The sequence below is a fragment of the Nocardia sp. NPDC005978 genome (assembly GCF_040614455.1).
Taxonomy (GTDB): Bacteria; Actinomycetota; Actinomycetes; order Mycobacteriales; family Mycobacteriaceae; genus Nocardia.
This window is the reverse complement of sequence record NZ_JBEXUS010000019.1, coordinates 13,534-31,031: the sequence shown is the minus strand read 5'-3', so window position 1 is coordinate 31,031 and position 17,498 is coordinate 13,534. Positions and strand designations below refer to the sequence as shown.

At 70.4% G+C, this 17,498-nt stretch carries 14 protein-coding genes; 3 read left to right on the top strand and 11 right to left on the bottom strand.

The features are described from left to right. Nucleotides 1-7 precede the first annotated feature (7 nt). A complete protein-coding gene (locus ABZ319_RS11410; RefSeq protein ID WP_354986266.1) occupies nt 8-2,125 on the top strand; it encodes a RecQ family ATP-dependent DNA helicase in 2,118 nt (705 codons plus the stop codon). 166 nt (nt 2,126-2,291) lie between these two features. On the opposite strand, the gene ABZ319_RS11405 is transcribed toward ABZ319_RS11410, so the two are convergent. After that, on the bottom strand, nt 2,292-2,780 hold the full coding sequence (locus ABZ319_RS11405) for a MarR family winged helix-turn-helix transcriptional regulator (RefSeq protein WP_354986265.1): 489 nt from the start codon (nt 2,778-2,780) through the stop codon (nt 2,292-2,294). 144 nt (nt 2,781-2,924) lie between these two features. On the opposite strand from ABZ319_RS11405, the gene ABZ319_RS11400 reads away from it, so the two are divergent. Further along, nucleotides 2,925-3,341 carry a hypothetical protein gene (locus ABZ319_RS11400; RefSeq protein ID WP_354986264.1) on the top strand — a complete coding sequence of 139 codons (417 nt, stop codon included), beginning with the start codon at nt 2,925-2,927 and terminating at the stop codon, nt 3,339-3,341. 46 nt (nt 3,342-3,387) lie between these two features. On the opposite strand, the gene aztD is transcribed toward ABZ319_RS11400, so the two are convergent. From aztD to aztB, 3 genes are read right to left on the bottom strand one after another with little or no spacing between them, the layout of a single operon-like run. Beyond that, the gene (aztD, locus tag ABZ319_RS11395) at nt 3,388-4,542 is read right to left on the bottom strand and encodes a zinc metallochaperone AztD (protein WP_354986263.1); all 1,155 of its coding nucleotides are present in this window, start codon (nt 4,540-4,542) and stop codon (nt 3,388-3,390) included. A 41-nt stretch (nt 4,543-4,583) separates the two neighbouring features. Further along, complete coding sequence (gene aztC, locus ABZ319_RS11390; protein WP_354986262.1) at nt 4,584-5,492, bottom strand: zinc ABC transporter substrate-binding protein AztC; 909 nt, start codon at nt 5,490-5,492, stop codon at nt 4,584-4,586. Further along, nucleotides 5,489-7,486 carry a zinc ABC transporter permease AztB gene (aztB, locus tag ABZ319_RS11385; RefSeq protein WP_354986261.1) on the bottom strand — a complete coding sequence of 666 codons (1,998 nt, stop codon included), beginning with the start codon at nt 7,484-7,486 and terminating at the stop codon, nt 5,489-5,491. Before aztB ends, aztC begins: the two co-directional genes overlap by 4 nt. 51 nt (nt 7,487-7,537) lie before the next feature. Between aztB and aztA the strand changes: the two genes are divergently transcribed. Beyond that, complete coding sequence (aztA, locus tag ABZ319_RS11380; RefSeq protein ID WP_354986260.1) at nt 7,538-8,221, top strand: zinc ABC transporter ATP-binding protein AztA; 684 nt, start codon at nt 7,538-7,540, stop codon at nt 8,219-8,221. Nucleotides 8,222-8,465: 244 nt separating this feature from the next. On the opposite strand, the gene ABZ319_RS11375 is transcribed toward aztA, so the two are convergent. The 7 genes from ABZ319_RS11375 to ndk form a co-directional block, all read right to left on the bottom strand. Beyond that, nucleotides 8,466-8,975, bottom strand: a complete 510-nt coding sequence (locus tag ABZ319_RS11375; RefSeq protein WP_354986259.1) for a DUF4254 domain-containing protein — start codon at nt 8,973-8,975, stop codon at nt 8,466-8,468. Nucleotides 8,976-9,299: 324 nt separating this feature from the next. Then, a complete protein-coding gene (gene proB / locus ABZ319_RS11370; protein WP_354986258.1) occupies nt 9,300-10,433 on the bottom strand; it encodes a glutamate 5-kinase in 1,134 nt (377 codons plus the stop codon). Between the two features lie 99 nt (nt 10,434-10,532). After that, nucleotides 10,533-11,987 (bottom strand): GTPase ObgE, encoded by a 1,455-nt coding sequence (obgE, locus tag ABZ319_RS11365; protein WP_354986257.1) that lies wholly within the window; start codon nt 11,985-11,987, stop codon nt 10,533-10,535. 250 nt (nt 11,988-12,237) lie between these two features. Beyond that, nucleotides 12,238-12,504, bottom strand: a complete 267-nt coding sequence (gene rpmA / locus ABZ319_RS11360) for a 50S ribosomal protein L27 (RefSeq protein ID WP_354986256.1) — start codon at nt 12,502-12,504, stop codon at nt 12,238-12,240. A 51-nt stretch (nt 12,505-12,555) separates the two neighbouring features. Continuing rightward, complete coding sequence (gene rplU, locus ABZ319_RS11355) at nt 12,556-12,867, bottom strand: 50S ribosomal protein L21 (RefSeq protein ID WP_354986255.1); 312 nt, start codon at nt 12,865-12,867, stop codon at nt 12,556-12,558. 416 nt (nt 12,868-13,283) lie between these two features. Next, entirely contained in the window at nt 13,284-16,559 is a 3,276-nt protein-coding gene (locus ABZ319_RS11350; RefSeq protein WP_354986336.1) for a translation initiation factor IF-2 N-terminal domain-containing protein, read from the bottom strand. A 504-nt stretch (nt 16,560-17,063) separates the two neighbouring features. Further along, nucleotides 17,064-17,480, bottom strand: a complete 417-nt coding sequence (ndk, locus tag ABZ319_RS11345) for a nucleoside-diphosphate kinase (protein WP_354986254.1) — start codon at nt 17,478-17,480, stop codon at nt 17,064-17,066. Between the last annotated feature and the right edge of the window lie 18 nt (nt 17,481-17,498).

Genomic DNA, 17,498 nt, shown 5'->3' with positions numbered 1-17,498 from the left:
AGGCACCATGGACCGCGTGACCTCGACCGACGCGACCCAGACCCAGAACTCCGGCGCACTGCGGGAGGATGCCGAACGGCTGTTGCGGGAGCTGGCCGGGCCGTCGGCCCGGCTGCGGGAAGATCAGTGGGTCGCCATCGAGGCGCTGGTCGTGCACAAGCGCCGGGCCCTGGTGGTGCAGCGTACGGGCTGGGGTAAATCGGCCGTGTACTTCATTTCCGCCAAGCTGCTGCGCGCGGCCGGCCGCGGGCCGACGGTGATCGTCTCGCCGCTGCTGGCCCTGATGCGCAACCAGGTGGCCGCGGCCGAACGCGCCGGCGTCGTCGCCTCCACCATCAATTCGGGCAACGTCACCGAGTGGGACGAGATTCACGCCCGGGTCGCCGAGGGCGTGGTCGACGTCCTGCTGGTCAGCCCGGAACGGCTGAACAATCCCGATTTCCGCGACGCGGTGCTGCCCAAGCTCGCCGCCGACGCGGGCCTGGTGGTGATCGACGAAGCGCACTGCGTCTCGGACTGGGGCCACGACTTCCGGCCGGACTATCGCCGGATCCGCACGCTCATCGCCGATCTGGGCTCGGAGGTCCCGGTGCTGGCGACCACCGCCACCGCCAACGACCGCGTGGTCACCGATGTGGCGACCCAGATCGGCACGGACACACTGGTGTTGCGCGGCGGCCTGGATCGCGAGTCGCTGCACCTGTCGGTCGTGCGCATTCCGGACCCGGTGGCCCGCACCGCCTGGCTCAGCAAACGCCTGCACGAGTTGCCCGGCTCGGGCATCGTCTACGCGCTCACCGTGGCCGCGGCCCAGGATCTGGCCGATGTGCTCAATTCACACGGGCATCACGTCGCCGCCTATACCGGGCAGACAGATCCGGCCGAGCGCGAGGCATTGGAAGCCGCGCTGCTGAACAACGAGGTGAAGGCGCTCATCGCCACCTCGGCACTGGGCATGGGTTTCGACAAGCCCGATCTGGGTTTCGTGGTGCACGTGGGCGCGCCGTCCTCGCCGATCTCGTACTACCAGCAGGTCGGCCGTGCCGGTCGTGGCACCGAGAGCGCCGAGGTCGTGCTGCTGCCCGGGCCGGAGGACCGCGCGATCTGGAGCTACTTCGCCTCGGTGGCGTTCCCGCGCGAGCACATCGTGCGCTCGGTGCTGGCCGCGCTCGACAGCGATCGGGCCATGTCCACCGCCGCGCTGGAACCCCTGGTCGAGTTGAACCGCTCCCGGCTCGAGATGGTGCTCAAGGTCCTGGATGTGGACGGCGCGGTGCAGCGGGTGCGCGGCGGCTGGATCGGCACCGGACAGCCCTGGGTGTACGACACCGAACGCTACGAGCGCCTGAACATCGCGCGCGAGGCCGAACAGCAGGCCATGATCGACTACCAGGCCACCGACGCCTGCCGCATGAATTTCCTGCGCGGCCAGCTCGACGATCCGGGTCTGCTGCCCGATTCCCCCGGCTGCGGGCGCTGCGACAACTGCACCGGCACCCGCCAGGACATCGCGGTGGACGCCGGCGACATGGCCGCCATTCGCGCCCGCCTCGATCGCCCCGGCATCGACCTGGCGCCGCGCAAACAGTGGCCCACGGGCATGGCCAAGCTCGGAGTCTCCCTGTCCGGCAAGATCTCCCAGGGCGCGGAGACCGGCCGCGTGCTGGGCAGGCTCAGCGATCTCGGCTGGGGTCAGCGCCTGCGCGCGCTGCTGGACGCACCCGATGCCCCCGTCCCCGACGACGTGTTCAAGGCCTGCACGGTCGTGCTGCGCGAATGGAATTGGACCGAACGCCCCACCGCCGTGCTTGCCATGGACACACCGCGCCACCGCCTGCTCACCACCTCGCTGGCCGCCCGCCTGGCCGAGGTGGGCCGCCTGCGCGATCTCGGCACCCTGCACCTGCGCCCCGATCTGCCCCCGGTCTCGGCCGCCAACTCCGCGCACCGCGTTTCCGCCCTCGACAATGCCTGGGACACACCGGATCTCAGCGAGCTGGACGGCCCGATCCTGCTGGTCGACACCCTGACCGATTCGGGCTGGACCTTCACGATGGCGACCCGCGCGCTCCGGGCCGCCGGCGCCGATGCGGTCCTGCCGTTCGCCCTGGCCACCCCGTCCTGACATCTACACCCGAAGCCGCCTGGTTCACCTGGACCACGTATCCGCCCGTACGAGATCCCCCGCCACGCCGGGCGGATGGGGGCGACGGGAAAACTCGTGCCGGTCATAGTGATTCGGGTCGATTCGCGGCATCGCGACCCTGAACCAGCCGAGGCCGTCGGCAGATCTAGACGTCCTCGGCGGATCGGCGGTCCTGAAGCGCTTCGAGGGAGTCGACGTAGCGGAGCATGAGGCGGGCGAAGGTCAGGCGATCGGACTCGGGCCAGTCGGCGGTCACCTGCGTGAAAGCCTCGCGCTGGTGTGCGCGGAACCGTGCCATGAGCTTCTCGCCCGCGGCGGTCAGGCGCAGGACGGTCCGGCGGCCGTCCTGTTGCGAGGCGACGCGGACCAGGTAACCCGCCTTGATGTTGTCGCTGACCATCCGGCTCGCCACCGAGGGATCGGCGCCGAGCAGTTCGGCGACCCGGCCGACGGTGATTTCCGCGCCGGGCTCGCGGCTGTGTTCGTGAACCTGGTTGAGCACCAGCGTGCGGCTGAAGTCCTTGGCCGAGAGCGGGTTCTCGACCTGCAGCACACTGGTGCGGCGCAGCTTGGCGAAGGCCGGTCCGACCGCGTCGAGCAGTTCGTCGGCGGTCCGCGTGTCCTTCGCTGTCATGCGCACATCGTATATCCGTGACCTGACTAATATATGTGTTGACTGCCAATTACATGACTGACAGCATGTATATGTACAACAGCATGGATCCGAACGCGGTGCGGCAACCCCGCGCGGACCCACTACCGCCGCAGGAGAACACCCGTGAAACCCATCGGCTTCTGGCTCAATCGCGCAGACCGCGCCATCACCGCCTACTTCGACCGGCGCCTGGCCGCGTTCGGACTCACCCGCCTGGCCTGGCAGGCCCTCAATGTCATCCGCGCCGAACCCGAGGCCACCGAAACCCGGATCCACGCCGAACTGGAAGCGAACGCCGACCGCGAAACCCGGCTGGCCGCCCTGGATCTCATCCTCACCACCGGCTGGGCCGAGCGCACCGGCGCCGGACTCTCCCTCACCGCGTTCGGGCGCGACCGGCACGACGAGGTCACCGCGGCCGTCGCAGGCTTCCGCGCGGACTCGATGACCGGTATCACCCCGGACGAATACCGCACCGCCGTCACCGTCCTCGAACGGATGACACTCAATCTGGAGCCCCTGGTGGGCGGCAACGAATGAGACCTGGCCCCGGCACGGCTGCCGGGGCCAGGGGGTGAGCTCGGACTCAGTGCGCGAGGACGCCGCTGATCTCGTTCGGGGTGGACTCCAGGGTCACCGACTGCGCGACCTTGCCGCCGGCCAGATCCACGCGGTGGATCTGCTTCGTGGCCGGATCACTGACGAACACCTCGCCGCCGCGCACGAAGATCGCCGGTCGCGGCTGCTGCCACTCGAGCGGCTCCTCCCACGCGCCGATGACCGGGAAGCTGCGGGTCACCTTGCCGGCCACCGGATCGATGACGTGGATGCGGCCGTCGGTGCCCAGCACCAGCCCGTCGCCCTGCGCGGTGCGAGCCAGCGAGCGGAAGGTGTAGCTGGTGCCCAGGGGAACCAGGCGCAGCGAGTTGTTCCGGGTGTCGATGAGCGAAACCTGCTGGGGCCGTTCCAGTTCGGCGTTCTTGTCCTGCTTGTAGTCGCCCAACGCGATCGGGGAGGCGTCACTGCCCGCCTGATTGCCGATGCGCCCGTACGGCGTCGGACTGGTGACCTTGGTGATGACGCCGTCGCGGTAGACCAGCGCGCCGGTCTGGCAGCCGATGACCACCGCCTCGCCGGCCACGGTGGATTCGCCGTGCACGCCGGGGCAGTCCTCGTTGCGCGCGATCTCCCTACGGTCCTTGTCCAGAACCACGATGCCGGTGCGCTTCTCCTCGGTCCCCAGCGTGACCACCAGCTGCCCGTTGGTCAGCTCGACCGCGACGCCGTGGTGGGGCGCGGCGGCCTTGTAGTTCACGGTCTTCGGCGCGCCGTGCTCGAGCTCGTGCGGATCGAAGATCCGCACCTCGCCGGTGCCGTCGGTGAACAGCACGGTGCGATCGGCGTGGCGGACCACGTGGCCCGGCTTGGCCCCGGGGAAGGTGATGTCGGTGAACTCACCGTGCACCGCGTCCAGGACCTGGAACCCCTCCTTGGTGGACACCATCAGATGGTGGTCGTCCCCGGCCGGGTTGAGGCGATTGAAGCCCGCGAGCTCGAGTTTCTTCGCGACGGTGAGATTCTGCCCGTCGAGCAGGTAGATGCCGCCGTCGTAGCTGACCGCGAGCGGATCGGCGATCTCGGTCGCGGCGGGCTCGTCCTGCGCGCCACAGGCGCTCAGGGCGAGCACGGCGGCCAGGCCGGTCAGCGCCGCGCGTGACCGCGCTCGGGTGCGAATTGCCATGGTAGTGCTCCTCATCTCGGTGTTACGTCGTGCGGCGCGATTCAGCGCGAGCCGAGACCGGTCACGATCGACTCGGTGTTGGCGCGCATCATCTCCAGGTAGGTGGCCGCTCCCCCGCCGGGCGCGGTGAGCGATTCGGTATGCAGGGCAATGACTTTCACGTTCACGCCGGCCTGTTCGGCGAGCACCCGCGCCAGCCGATCGGGCTGCGACGAGTCGACGAAGATCGCGGGGACCCCCGCCGCGCGCACGGCGCCGGCCAGCTCCGCGAGGTCCGAAGCGCTCGGCGAGGCCAGCGCCGCGCCGCCGGGCACGATCGCGCCGATCACCTCGAAGCCGAAACGCTGTGCCAGATAGCCGAATACGTGGTGGTTGGTGACCAATCGCCGCCGTTCGGGGGCCAGGGCGGTGAACCGTTCCGTCATCCAGGCGTCGAGGGCGCCGAGTTCGGCGAGGTAGCGCTCGGTATTGGCGCGCACGACGGCGGTGTCGATCCCCGGCAGTTCGAGCAGGCGGGCGCCGATCGATTCGGCGGCACGCCGCGCACGGGCGGGGTCGGTCCAGAAGTGCGGGTCGGGCCGATCGCTGTCGCGGTACGGCAGCGGGCCGACCAACTCGCCGACGGAAAGCGCTGGGACACCCGCGTCTTCGGCCGCCGTGACGTGCCGCTGCACGCCCTCCTCGAGCCCGAGGCCGTTGTGGACGAGCAGTCCGGCGCGATCGATGCGCGCGGCCTGCTGCGCGGAGATCGCGAACTGGTGCGGATCGGCCCCCGGTGGCATCAGCACCGTGACGTTCGCGGCGTCACCGGCCAGGACACGGGTCATGTCGCCGAGAATGTTGGTGGTCACCACGATCTCGATGCGATCGGACTGCGCGCCGGAGCATCCGGGTAGCAGCAGGAGCAGCGGAAACAGCACGGCCAGCGCCGTGCGGAGCGTCGGGTTCATCTGCCTGTCTCCACCAGGTACGCGGGTGCGATGTCGAGCTCGAACGTGCGCGCGCGGCGCAGGTTGTCGCGGTAGTCGATCTCGTGGATCGCCCGTCCCCGGGCGTCGTTGACGTAGGCGCGGTTGGCGTCGATCTCCAGTACCGGCGGTGGGCCGTCGGCGTAGGGTTCCGAAAGCACTTGTGCCCTGGCACTTTCCGCGCCCGTGCCCGGATCGAGGGCATGCAGAACGCCGTCGCGGGTGAGGGTCAGCAGCGCGCTGCCCTCCCCGGCGGTGGTGGCCGCCAGTACCGGACCGGTCTCGACCAGGCGCCAACCGCCCGCCCGGCTGTCGAGCACCCAGATCCCGCGCTCGCCGGCGCGCGCGACCAGTACGGTGCTCCCCGCGCGATGGGCGAACTCCAGCGCGCGCTCGCCCTCGGGCACCGGGTGCGGGTACGCGATCTTCGCCGCGGTGAACTCCCCGGCCTCGACCGAAACCACCACCGCGCCATCGGCGCAGCCGAAGACGACGCCGCGCCGGGTGAGGGCGGTGCCGCGCGGTGCGGGGCACGGTTCGGAGAGCGGGTGCACCACCGCGCCCGCCCGATCGCGGACCTGGACGCCGCCGGAGCCGGTGACGACCACCACGTGCTCGGCGTACGGCACCGCGAGCCCGTCCACCACGCCGCGTTCGGTCACGGTCCCGGCTTCCAGCGCGGCCCGATCCAGCAGGACGGTCCGGGGTGCGGGGGTCTCGGTGATCAGGCCGGTGAGCACGGTGTCGGAGTACGCACCGGTCACCGGTCCCGTTGGCACATCGCCTATGTCGCGCACGGCGGCTCGGTAGTAGTGCATGTGGTCGCCGTGGTCGACGGTCCACGATCCGCCGTCGACGATCCGCGTCGCGGTCGGCGCGCCCGGGTAGGCGAAGCGCCCGTCGCCCGCGATGCCCTGCGTGCGCGGAGCGCGGCCGCCGTCGGCGATCTCCCCGGTGACGAGATCGACCACGCGCACCGAGCCATCGGAATCGACTGCCACCAAACGAGATTGGGGACCGTCGGCCTCCTCCGCGCCTTCGACGTACCCGTGCGGGCGTTCCTGCGCCGGAGTCTCCGGCTCGGGTGTGGCGCACCCGGCCAGCGGCAGCACCGTGCCGAGCGCGAGCACCGTCACCAGCACCTGCGTCCCGGCGCCGGGCCGGAGTGCGCGCAGCCGCGCGGCGACGGCCGCGACGAAGAACAGCGCGACCGCGATCAGCGCGATGGTCGCGCCCGCCGCCGTCCCGGTGTGCCATGACACCAACAGCCCTGCGACGGTAGCGAATCCACCGAATGCGGCGGCCAGCGCCATGATCACCGGAATCCGGTGCGAGAAGTAGGTCGCGGCGGCCGGGGGCGCGATGAGCAGCCCGAACACGAGCAGGGTGCCCACGATGTGAAAGGAAGCGATGATCGCCAGGGTCAGCAGCGCGAGCAGGGCGCCCTGCGCCCAGCGCGGCCGCAGCCCGAGGGTGTGCGCGGTGCGCGGATCCAGGGCCAGGGCCACGAACGCGCGATGCCCGAGCACGGCGACGATCAGCGAGATCCCCAGCGCCACGGCTAGATACGCCACGTCGCGGGGACGGATGGCGAGAATGTCGCCGAAGAGCAGGCCCGTGACATCGACCGCGAAGGACTGCGAGCGCGACACGATGATCACCCCGAGCGCGAGCATGCCCGCGAAGAGCAGGCCGATCGCGGTATCGGCGGCGAAGCGGGGGCTGCGGCCCAGCACCGTGACACCGGCCGCCATCGCGGTGGCGCTCACCGCCGCGCCCAGTACCGGGCTCACCCCGAACAGCGCGGCCGCGGCCACCCCGGGCAGCAGGCCGTGCGCCATCGCCTCGCCCAGAAATGCCATGCCGCGCACCACGACCCAGGTCCCGGCCAGCGCGCAGATGCCCGAGACGAGCAGCCCGCCCCACAGTGCCCGCTGCACGAATGTCACCTCGAACGGGGCGATCAGCCATTCCATGACAGCGGACTATAATATGAAAATGATTATCAATACAATCTAGGTGGCTCGGTGAACAGACAGCGCACACCCGCGGTACGACTCGGCGCACTCACCGCCGGATATCGGGCGGGGGCCGTACTTCGGCAGGTCACGGCCGATATCCCCGCCGGTGCGATGACGGCGATCGTGGGGCACAACGGTTCCGGCAAATCGACCCTGCTCGCGGTGATCGCGGGTGTGATCACCCCCACGGCCGGCAGCGTGGAGCGCTCGGCGCAGCGGCGGCCCGCATTCGTGGTGCAGCAGAGCGCGGTTCCCGCGACCCTGCCCCTCACCGTCGGCGAGACCGTGGCCATGGGACGGTGGGCGCACCGGGGACCGTGGCGCAGGCTCACCCGGGCCGATCACGCGGTGGTGCGCGCCTGTCTCGAGCGCCTCGGCATCACCGATCTCGCCGATCGCCGCCTGAGCGATCTGTCCGGCGGCCAGCGCCAGCGCGCCCTGCTGGCCCGCGCCCTGGCCCAGGAATCGGATCTGCTCCTGCTGGACGAACCCACCACCGGTCTCGATATCGAAGCGCAGCAGGAGATCTCGCGCACCTTGGCCGAGATCGTCGCGGCCGGGACCACCGTCGTGCTGGCGACCCACGATCGCGCCGAGGCCGCCGCCGCCGAGCACTGCCTGCTGTTGCGCGCGGGCGAGGTGGCCGGCGCCGGAACCCCGCGCGAGGTTCTGGGAACCCCCGTGCGGTGATCGGCCCCCGTGCACCGATCACCACGCGCCGGGGCACCGGGCAACGCCCGGGCCCGCCGGCGAATCTCGCGCCGCCGAGCCCGGGCTCCCTACCCCGGCACCCCAGCACCCCTGTCGGAACGCTCCAACCTCGAGCGCCCGAACCGGCGCGCTCCAACCCCGGAGCGCCCCGCTCGAGGCGCTCCGGGCGGAAGCGCCTCCTTCCGGCGACAACGGTGGATCGGACCGTCGCGACCGGAATTCCCTATGCGGACCGCCGAATTCGCGGGCCGGTGACCCCGGCCGCGCGATCGGTCCAGCCGTCGGCCATCTGGGCGAGGAGGTACCAAGCCGCGTGTACCTCCTCGTCCGAGACCCGTTCGGCGGTCTTGAGCAGATGTACCGCGTGCACGTGCGCCGCGGCCATCGCGTCCACGACCGCGCCGAGGGATTCGGCGCGCGCTCCCCTCCGGCGCGCGCGGTTCGCCACCCACTCGTCGATGCGAACGACGATCCCGGCGCGCAACTCGTCGATGCGGCCGGTCTCCCCGGGCTCCACCCGATGCTCGAGCCGCAGTTCCAAACGCTCCAGGTGCAATTCGGCCAGTGCCCGGGCCAGCTTGGTGACCGGGTGGTCCTGCGAGCGGTCCCCGATGTGCCCGCAGAAGGCGGCCAGCAGTTCGTGCCAATCCGGCAGGTGCGCGTGCATCTCGAAGTCGTTGTGCCGGAAACTGGTCGGCCACGGGTGTGTGCTGTCCGGTTGCCGTATGTACATGGCTGCCTCCACGGCGATGGGGGTGCACCCGACGCCGCGGGCGGTCACCGGACCGCGAGCCCGGCGCGGCAAGGGCGGACCGCGCCGGATCCTGGCAACCGCTATCGGCGAAGGGCACATCTCACGATGCGGCGCCGAGTGCACTTACAGAATGCCCCGTCGGCGGCGTCCGCCCACTGCCCTTCCTCTGGCCTTCCGATGCCCTTGGCGCGGATCGCGCGGGAAAATCACGGCGCCGAGAAGAGTTACACGCGTTAATGTTTCGGTCTGCACGACCGACCGGTTCGCGATATCTCACGTACCGACCGATCGGCTTCGAAGAAGCTAGATCGTCACCAGATCGTCGGCGTGCACCACGGACCGCTGATTGCTTTCCGCGAGTTCGCTGGAGGAGCGGCCCTTCATGGCCTCGAGCTCATCACTGTCGTAGGCCACCACCCCGCGTGCCACGACCAGCCCCTCCGGGGAGATCAGATCGATGACATCGCCGCCGTAGAAACGCCCGTCCACCTTGGTGATTCCGGCCGCCAGCAATGACCTGCGGCGTTCGGCCACCGCCGCCACCGCGCCGGCGTCGATATGCACCGCGCCCCGGCTGTCCGCGGCGTGCCGCACCCAGAACTTGCGCGCCGAGAGCCGCACCGGCCGCGCAGCGAAGGCGGTGCCCACGCTCGCGCCGTCCAGGGCCGCCGCCGCGTCCGAGGCCGCGGCCAGCAGCACCGGCACCCCGGCGTCGGCGGCCAGCCGGGCCGCCGACAGCTTCGAGGCCATTCCCCCGGTGCCCAGGGCACCACCGCTGCCGGCGATCACACCGTCCAGATCGGCGCTGCTGCGCACCTCGGGAATGAAATTCGCGGCGCCCTTGCGCGGGTCACCGTCGTACAGCCCGTCCACATCGGACAGCAGCACCAGCGCGTCGGCCCCGACCAGATGCGCCACCAGCGCCGCCAGCCGATCGTTGTCGCCGAAGCGGATCTCCTCGGTGGCCACGGTGTCGTTCTCGTTGACCACCGCGATGGCATGCAGCGAACGCAGCCGGTCCAGGGTGCGCTGGGCATTGCGGTGATGCTCGCGGCGGCCGAAATCCCCCGCGCTCAACAGCACCTGCCCGACCACCCGGTCGTACCGGGCGAACGAGGTGCCCCACGCGTGCGCCAGCGCCAGCTGCCCCACGCTGGCCGCGGCCTGCTTGGTCGCCAGGTCCGTGGGCCGCTTGGACAAGCCGAGCGGCGCGATGCCCGCGCCGATGGCGCCCGAGGACACCACGATCACATCCGAGCCCGCGCGCATCCGCGCCTCGACCGCGTCGGCCAGCCGATCCAGCCGCTCGGTCTCGAGACCGCCCTCGAGGCTGGTCAGCGCCGACGAACCGATCTTGACGACCACGCTGCGCGCGGTGGCGACGGCGTGCCGCGCCGCGCTCGACTCCGATTCCGCCCCTGCGATACTCGAACTCACCCGCACCACACCTCAATTCGTCCACGATACCGCGGTATCGCCGCTTCGAACTCGCACCGCCACCGATTCCACCACGGTGGAATCGGTTGCGGGCGTTGCCTACTGGTCCTCGTCGCCGACCAGACCGCGGCGCGCACGCGAGGCGTGCTTGCGCTCGGCCGCACCGATGCGGTCGGTCTGGTCCAGTCGCGGGTCCACGCCACGACGGGTGAGCAGGGTCTCCACACCGGCGGAGATCTGCGGCTCCCAGTCGAAGCAGTAATCGCCGATGGTCACCGAGCACCCCGGCTCGGCGCCCAGCTTGACCAGCTCTTCCTCGACGCCGAGGCGAGCCAGGCGATCGGCCAGGTAACCGACGGCCTCGGGGTTGTCGAACGGGGTCTGCGCGACCCAGCGCTCGGGGCGCTCACCGATGACCACGAAGCCACCCGGCTCGTCCGGATCCTTGACGATGCGGAATCCGCTGTCGCCCTTGACGACCGGGCGGATGACCGGGCGCTTGACCTCGACCTCGGGCCGCGACTCGCGGTACTCCTTGACCAGATTCGCCAGCGCGAAGGTCAAGGGCCGCAGGCCTTCCCGGCTCACCGCGGAGATGGTGAACACGGGCCAGCCGCGCTTGGTGAACTCCGGGGTGACCATCTCGGCCAGCTCGGCGGCGTCGGGCACATCGGCCTTGTTGAGAATGACCACCCGCGGGCGATCGGCCAGATCACCCAGCCCCGCATCGCCCTTGAGCGCGGGCTGGTACGCGGCCAGTTCGGCTTCGAGCGCGTCCACGTCCGACACCGGATCCCGGCCCGGGTCCAGGGTGGCGCAGTCGACCACGTGGGCCAGCACCGCGCAGCGCTCGAGATGGCGCAGGAAGTCCAGGCCCAGACCGCGACCCTCGCTCGCGCCCGGAATCAGACCGGGCACATCGGCCACGGTGAACGTCGTCTCCCCCGACTGCACCACACCGAGGTTGGGCACCAGCGTGGTGAACGGGTAGTCGGCGATCTTCGGCTTGGCCGCCGAGAGCACCGAGACCAGCGAGGACTTGCCGGCCGACGGGAAACCCACCAGGCCGACGTCCGCGACCGACTTGAGCTCGAGCACCAGCTCGCGCTCCTGGCCGTCCTCACCGAGCAGCGCGAAACCGGGGGCCTTGCGCGCCTTGGACACCAGCGCCGCGTTGCCCAGGCCGCCGCGTCCGCCGAGCGCGGCCACGTACCGGGTGCCCGCGCCGACCAGATCGGCCAGCACATCCCCCTCGGGGCTCATCACCACCGTGCCGGACGGCACCTTCAGCAGCAGGCCGTCGCCCTGCTTGCCGTTGCGGTTGCTGCCCTCGCCGGGCTTGCCGTTGCCGCCCTTGGCGTGCGGGTGGAAATGGAAGTCGAGCAGCGTGTGCACATTGGCGTCGACCTCGAGGATCACGTCCCCGCCGTTGCCGCCGTTACCGCCGTCCGGGCCGCCGAGCGGCATGAACTTCTCCCGCCGCACCGACGAACACCCGTGCCCACCCTTGCCCGCACGCACGTGCAATACGACACGGTCGATGAATTTGGACATATCGGTGATCATCCTCCTGCTGTGCCCTATTTGCCCTCCGCTTCGCTCCGGGCGAGTTCGCGGCCCCTATGTCTCGTTCTTCCCTCCCTCCGCTCCTCCGCTTCGCTCCTCCGCTCCACTCGGTCCAGAACGAGACGGCCGCGAACTGAGAGTGCGGGGGTACGAAGGCCGAGCAAAGCAGAAGCGGGCCAGGGCATCGCACCCTGACCCGCTTCGGGAGAGATTGTGGAGCTCAGCTCCGGCTCGCCGGTCAGGCGTTCGCCGGCTCCGCAACCACGATGTTGACGGTCTTGCGGCCACGCTTGGTGCCGAACTCGACCGAACCCGCCGCGAGGGCGAACAGCGTGTCGTCGCCGCCACGGCCGACGTTGACGCCGGGGTGGAAGTGCGTGCCACGCTGGCGAACCAGGATCTCGCCGGACTTGACGACCTGACCGCCGAAGCGCTTCACGCCGAGCCGCTGGGCATTCGAATCGCGACCATTGCGCGAGCTGGATGCACCCTTCTTATGTGCCATTTCAGAACTCCTCGTGCCGGGGATCGAACCAGCGATCCCCTGGTCGGAAACTTAGTTGATGCCGGTGACCTTCAGGACCGTCAGCTTCTGACGGTGGCCCTGACGCTTGTGGTAGCCGGTCTTGTTCTTGAACTTGTGGATGCGGATCTTCGGGCCCTTGGTCTGTTCGACGACCTCGGCGGACACGGAAACCTTCGCCAGCTTGTCAGCATCGGTGGTCAGCTCGGCGCCGTCAACGACCAGCACCGGCGCCAGGGACACGGCAGTGCCCGGCAGACCCTCGATCTTCTCGACCTTCACCAGGTCACCAACCGCGACCTTGTACTGCTTTCCGCCGGTCTTGACGATTGCGTACGTTGCCATCGGTCGGCTGCCCTTCTTCCTGTACTAGTGCTGGTGTCAACACTTTGCTCACACGACTGATCCTCCGGTTCACACCGGAAACCGCCGTACGACTGGTCTGGTATTGCACGCCGCCTGGGGCCGGTCGGTCCTCTTGGGAACCTGGCCCTCGTTCTCACAGCATCTGCTCGAATCAAGCAGCACAGCAGAGTGCTGTCGCCGGGGGCAGCGACTGTCCAAGAGTACAGGACCGGGGAGACCCGGCCAAACCGGGGTCGCGCCACCCGAATCGGAGCCGAAGGCACAGCTCAGCGGGCCGGCCGAGGCTGCCCGCGGGGCTGTCGCGTGCGTCACGTCGCACGCTCTCGCGCCCGCCGAAACGGTCCGGCCCCGGCGTGATGACGCCGGGGCCGGACCGCGAAACAGCTTCGGCGGGGCTAGTTCCCGCCCTCCGGCGCCCCGGCGGGACGACCGGCGGCCCGGCGCCGCGCACGGGTGCGCGGGGGCACCTCGGCCGGTGCCAGGTCCTGCAGGGACAGGGCCGGTGCGGCGGGCTGATCCGTGCTCGACAGCACGAACACCGCGCCCTCGCTGGTCGAGGCCGGCGTGGAGACCGAGCGCGCCACGCGGCGGCGACGGCGACCCGGTTCGGAGCTCACCGGTTCGGTGACCTCCGGCGCGGCGACAGCGAGCTTCGGCTCCGCGGCCTTCGGCTCGACGGTCTTCGGCTCCGCGGGCGCGGTCTGCACCGCGGTCGCGTCCTGCGCGTCCGCCACCGAGACCGCGGCTTCGGCGGCGGCGACTACGGCGTCCTCCGCCACCACCGCGTCGGCGGCGGATTCGGCCGCGGGCGTGTGCCGCCCGGTGCCGTTGGTCGAGGCGTGCGCGGCGGGCTCGGGATCCCGGATCGCGGCCTCGGACACCGCTTCGGCGCCGGCGGCCTCGGCCGCTGCGACCGCCTCGGTGGCGAAAGCCACCTCGTCGGCCACGTCGATGTCGTCGTCGTGGTGCGCGGCCATCGCCAGGGCGACCGGATGCGCACGCCGGGCGGCGGCCTTCTCCTTGGTCTCCTTGACCTCTTCCTCGGCAGCCGGGGCGGCCGCGGCCTCGACCACGCCGGTGAGCGGGGCCTGCTCGGCCGCGGCATTGCCGCGATCCTTGCGACGGCGACGCGAGCCCTCACGACGGCCCACGCCCTCGTCCCCGGCCGGAGCGGACTCCACCGGGTAGTTGTGCACGATGAGACCGCGGCCGTGGCAGGTGTCGCAGGTGGTCGAGAACGCCTCGACCAGACCGGTTCCCAGCTTCTTGCGGGTCATCTGGACCAGGCCCAGCGAGGTCACCTCGGACACCTGATGACGCGTGCGATCGCGGCCCAGGGCCTCGGTCAGTCTGCGCAGCACCAGATCCCGGTTCGACTCGAGGACCATGTCGATGAAGTCGACCACGATCATGCCGCCGATGTCGCGCAGCCGCATCTGGCGCACGATCTCCTCGGCCGCCTCGAGGTTGTTGCGGGTGACGGTCTCTTCCAGGTTCGAGCCGCCCGCACCGGTGAACTTGCCGGTGTTGACGTCGACGACCGTCATGGCCTCGGTGCGGTCGATCACCAGGGTGCCGCCCGAGGGCAGCCACACCTTGCGATCGAGTGCCTTGGCCAGCTGCTCGTCGATCCGCAGGCTGCCGAAGACGTCGACACTGCCGTTGGCCTCGTACTTCTCCACGCGGACAAGCAGATCCGGGGCCACGGTGCGCACGTAGTTCTCGACCGTGCTCCAGGCGCGCTCGCCCTCGATGACGAGCTTGGAGAAGTCCTCGTTGAACAGGTCGCGAACGACCTTGACCAGCAGGTCGGGCTCTTCGTAGAGGGTCTTGGGCGCGTTCGAGCCGTTCTTGGACTGATCCTCGATCGACCGCCAGGTCTGCTGCAGCCGCTCGACGTCGCGAGCCAGCTCCGACTCCTCCACGCCCTCGGACGCGGTGCGGATGATGACCCCGGCGTCCTGCGGCACGATGTCGCGCAGGATCTCCTTGAGGCGCTTGCGCTCGGTGTCGGGCAGCTTGCGGCTGATACCCGTGGAGGTGCCGCCGGGCACGTACACCAGGAAGCGACCGGCCAGGCTGATCTGCGTGGTCAGGCGCGCGCCCTTGTGGCCGACCGGGTCCTTGGAGACCTGCACCAGCACGGTGTCACCGGGCCGGAGCGCCTGCTCGATCTTGCGCTCGCGGCCGCCGAGACCGGCGGCCTCCCAGTTCACCTCGCCCGCGTACAGCACGCCGTTGCGGCCGCGGCCGATGTCGACGAACGCGGCCTCCATGGACGGCAGCACGTTCTGGACCTTGCCCAGGTAGACGTTGCCCACCATGGACGCGGACCCGGTGCTGGTCACGAAGTGCTCGACCAGGATGTTGTCCTCGAGCACCGCCACCTGCGTGGTGGAACTCGGGTGATCGGGGAAGTGCTTGTCGCGCACCACCATTACGCGGTCCACCGACTCGCGGCGGGCCAGGAATTCGGATTCGGTCAGGATCGGCGGGCGGCGGCGACCGGCCTCGCGGCCGTCCCGGCGACGCTGGCGCTTGGCCTCGAGGCGGGTGGAACCGCTGATGCCCTGCACCTCGTCGACGTCCTTGGCCGCGGCGGCCGCGGCGGCGCGGCGCTTGCTGCGCGGCTCGCGCTCGTGCACGACGGTGTTCGGCGGATCGTCTTCGGTGTTCTCGGGCTCGTTGTCCTCGCCGCCCTTGCGGCGGCGACGGCGACGGCGGCGCCGGCTGCTCGAGCCCTCGGGCACGATCTCGTCGTCGGCGTCGTCCTCGGCGTCGGCCTCTTCCTCGGCGTCGGCTCGGAGCTGATCCTCGATCTCGGGATCGATCTCGCCCGACTCGTCACCGTCGGCGGACTGCTCGCCCCGGCCCCGGCCCCGGCCGCGACGGCCGCGGCGACGCCGGCGCGACGCGCCGTCACCACGCTCGGAACGCGAGTCGTCGCCGTCCCAATCCTGGTCGTCCTCGGCATCGTCGGCACTGTCCTCGACGGCCTTGTCCTCGGCCGCCTCGACCTCGACCTTGGCCTTGTTCTCGGTGCGGGACCGGGCTTCGCCGCGGGTGTCGGCGCCGGACCGGTCCGAGTTCTCGGCCGGCTCGTTCTTGGCGGTCTCGGGCTTGACGGCCTCGGGTTTGACGGACTCGGCCTTGGGCTTGCGCTCGGCACGCTGCTTACGGCGGGTCTCCTCGACCGCGGCCATGTCCGGGGACAGGAACAGCGGCGCGGCGACCGGCGCGGAGGGCTGGTAGACGATGGGCTCGCCGATCGGCAGCTCCGGCTGCTGGAACGGGCTGGCGAAAAGTTTGGGGGCGCGCTTGCGCGCGGGGCGGGCCTCGGGCTCGGCGACGACGACGGCCTCGGCGGCCTCGACCTCTTCGGCGGCGAATTCGTCGGCGGCGAGCACGTCACCGGCGAGAATGGCCTCGTCCACCGTGGCGGGGGCCGCGGTCTCGACGGCCTGCGGGCCGAAGGCGTCGCGCACGGATTCCGCGACGGTGCGGTCCAGGCTGGATTGCGGGCTGCGCGCCTGCGCGCCCATTTCGGTCAGGTGGGCCAGGATTCGTTTGCTGGTCACTCCCAGCAGCTTCGCCAGGGCGTGTACCCGGATGCGTTCGGGAAGCTGTTCGGCGACCGGGTCGGCCGCCGCTCCCTGTTCTCCGGCGTTCACCTGCGATGCGTCCTGCGGCTCTTGATCGGCCACGAAATCTCCTCGGGACCCCCGGGCGCGTCCCTCAGATGTGAGTGACGCGGCCGACGCGGGGGCGCTGTCTCGTCCCACACCCCATCGGGCGCGAGAGCGTATGGTCTGCGCGCCGCGTGCCCGCTATCACCTATGTTGTCGTCGTTCGGGCGAATGTGGTCACGTGGCGCCTGGCTGTTTGGCTCGACCCCACGACACGAGCGTTCATCCAGCGGGCCGCCCGACAGCCGAGTCTCGGTAGCCGTCGGCGGCAGCGATGATCGTCCGTCGTGCCGTGTAGTCAGTCGGAGGTGGCCCTCACCTGCCGCTAATGGCGGGCAGCGGTCACTTCCGATGCCAGTATCCCACACCACCTCGGGGCGTCGCGCCCACGAACCCCCGACACCCCGTCGCCGGTGGTGCCGGAGGTTCGGGCGAGCGCACCCGGTGCGGCCGGTAATCGGCCCACACGATGCGGAGCCCGGGAGCGGATCAGAGGGTGAATTCGGGGAACCAGAGGGCGATTTCGCGCTTGGCGGACTCGGGCGAGTCGGAGCCGTGCACCAGGTTGAACTGGGTCTCGAGGGCGTAGTCGCCGCGAATGCTGCCGGTGGCGGCCTTCTCGACCGGGTCGGTGCCGCCCGCGATCTGGCGGAAGGCGGGGATGGCGCGGTTACCTTCGAGCACGGCCGCCACGACCGGACCCGAGGTGATGAATTCGATCAGCGAACCGAAGAACGGCCGCTCCCGGTGCTCGGCGTAGTGCTCGACCGCGATCTCTTCGGAAACGTTCACCAGCTTCAGCGCCGCGATCTTCAGACCCTTGCGCTCGATGCGGGTGATGATCTCCCCGACCAGGCCCCGGGCCACGCCGTCCGGCTTGATGAGTACCAACGTCTGCTCAGTCACGCGCCAAGCCTAACGGGC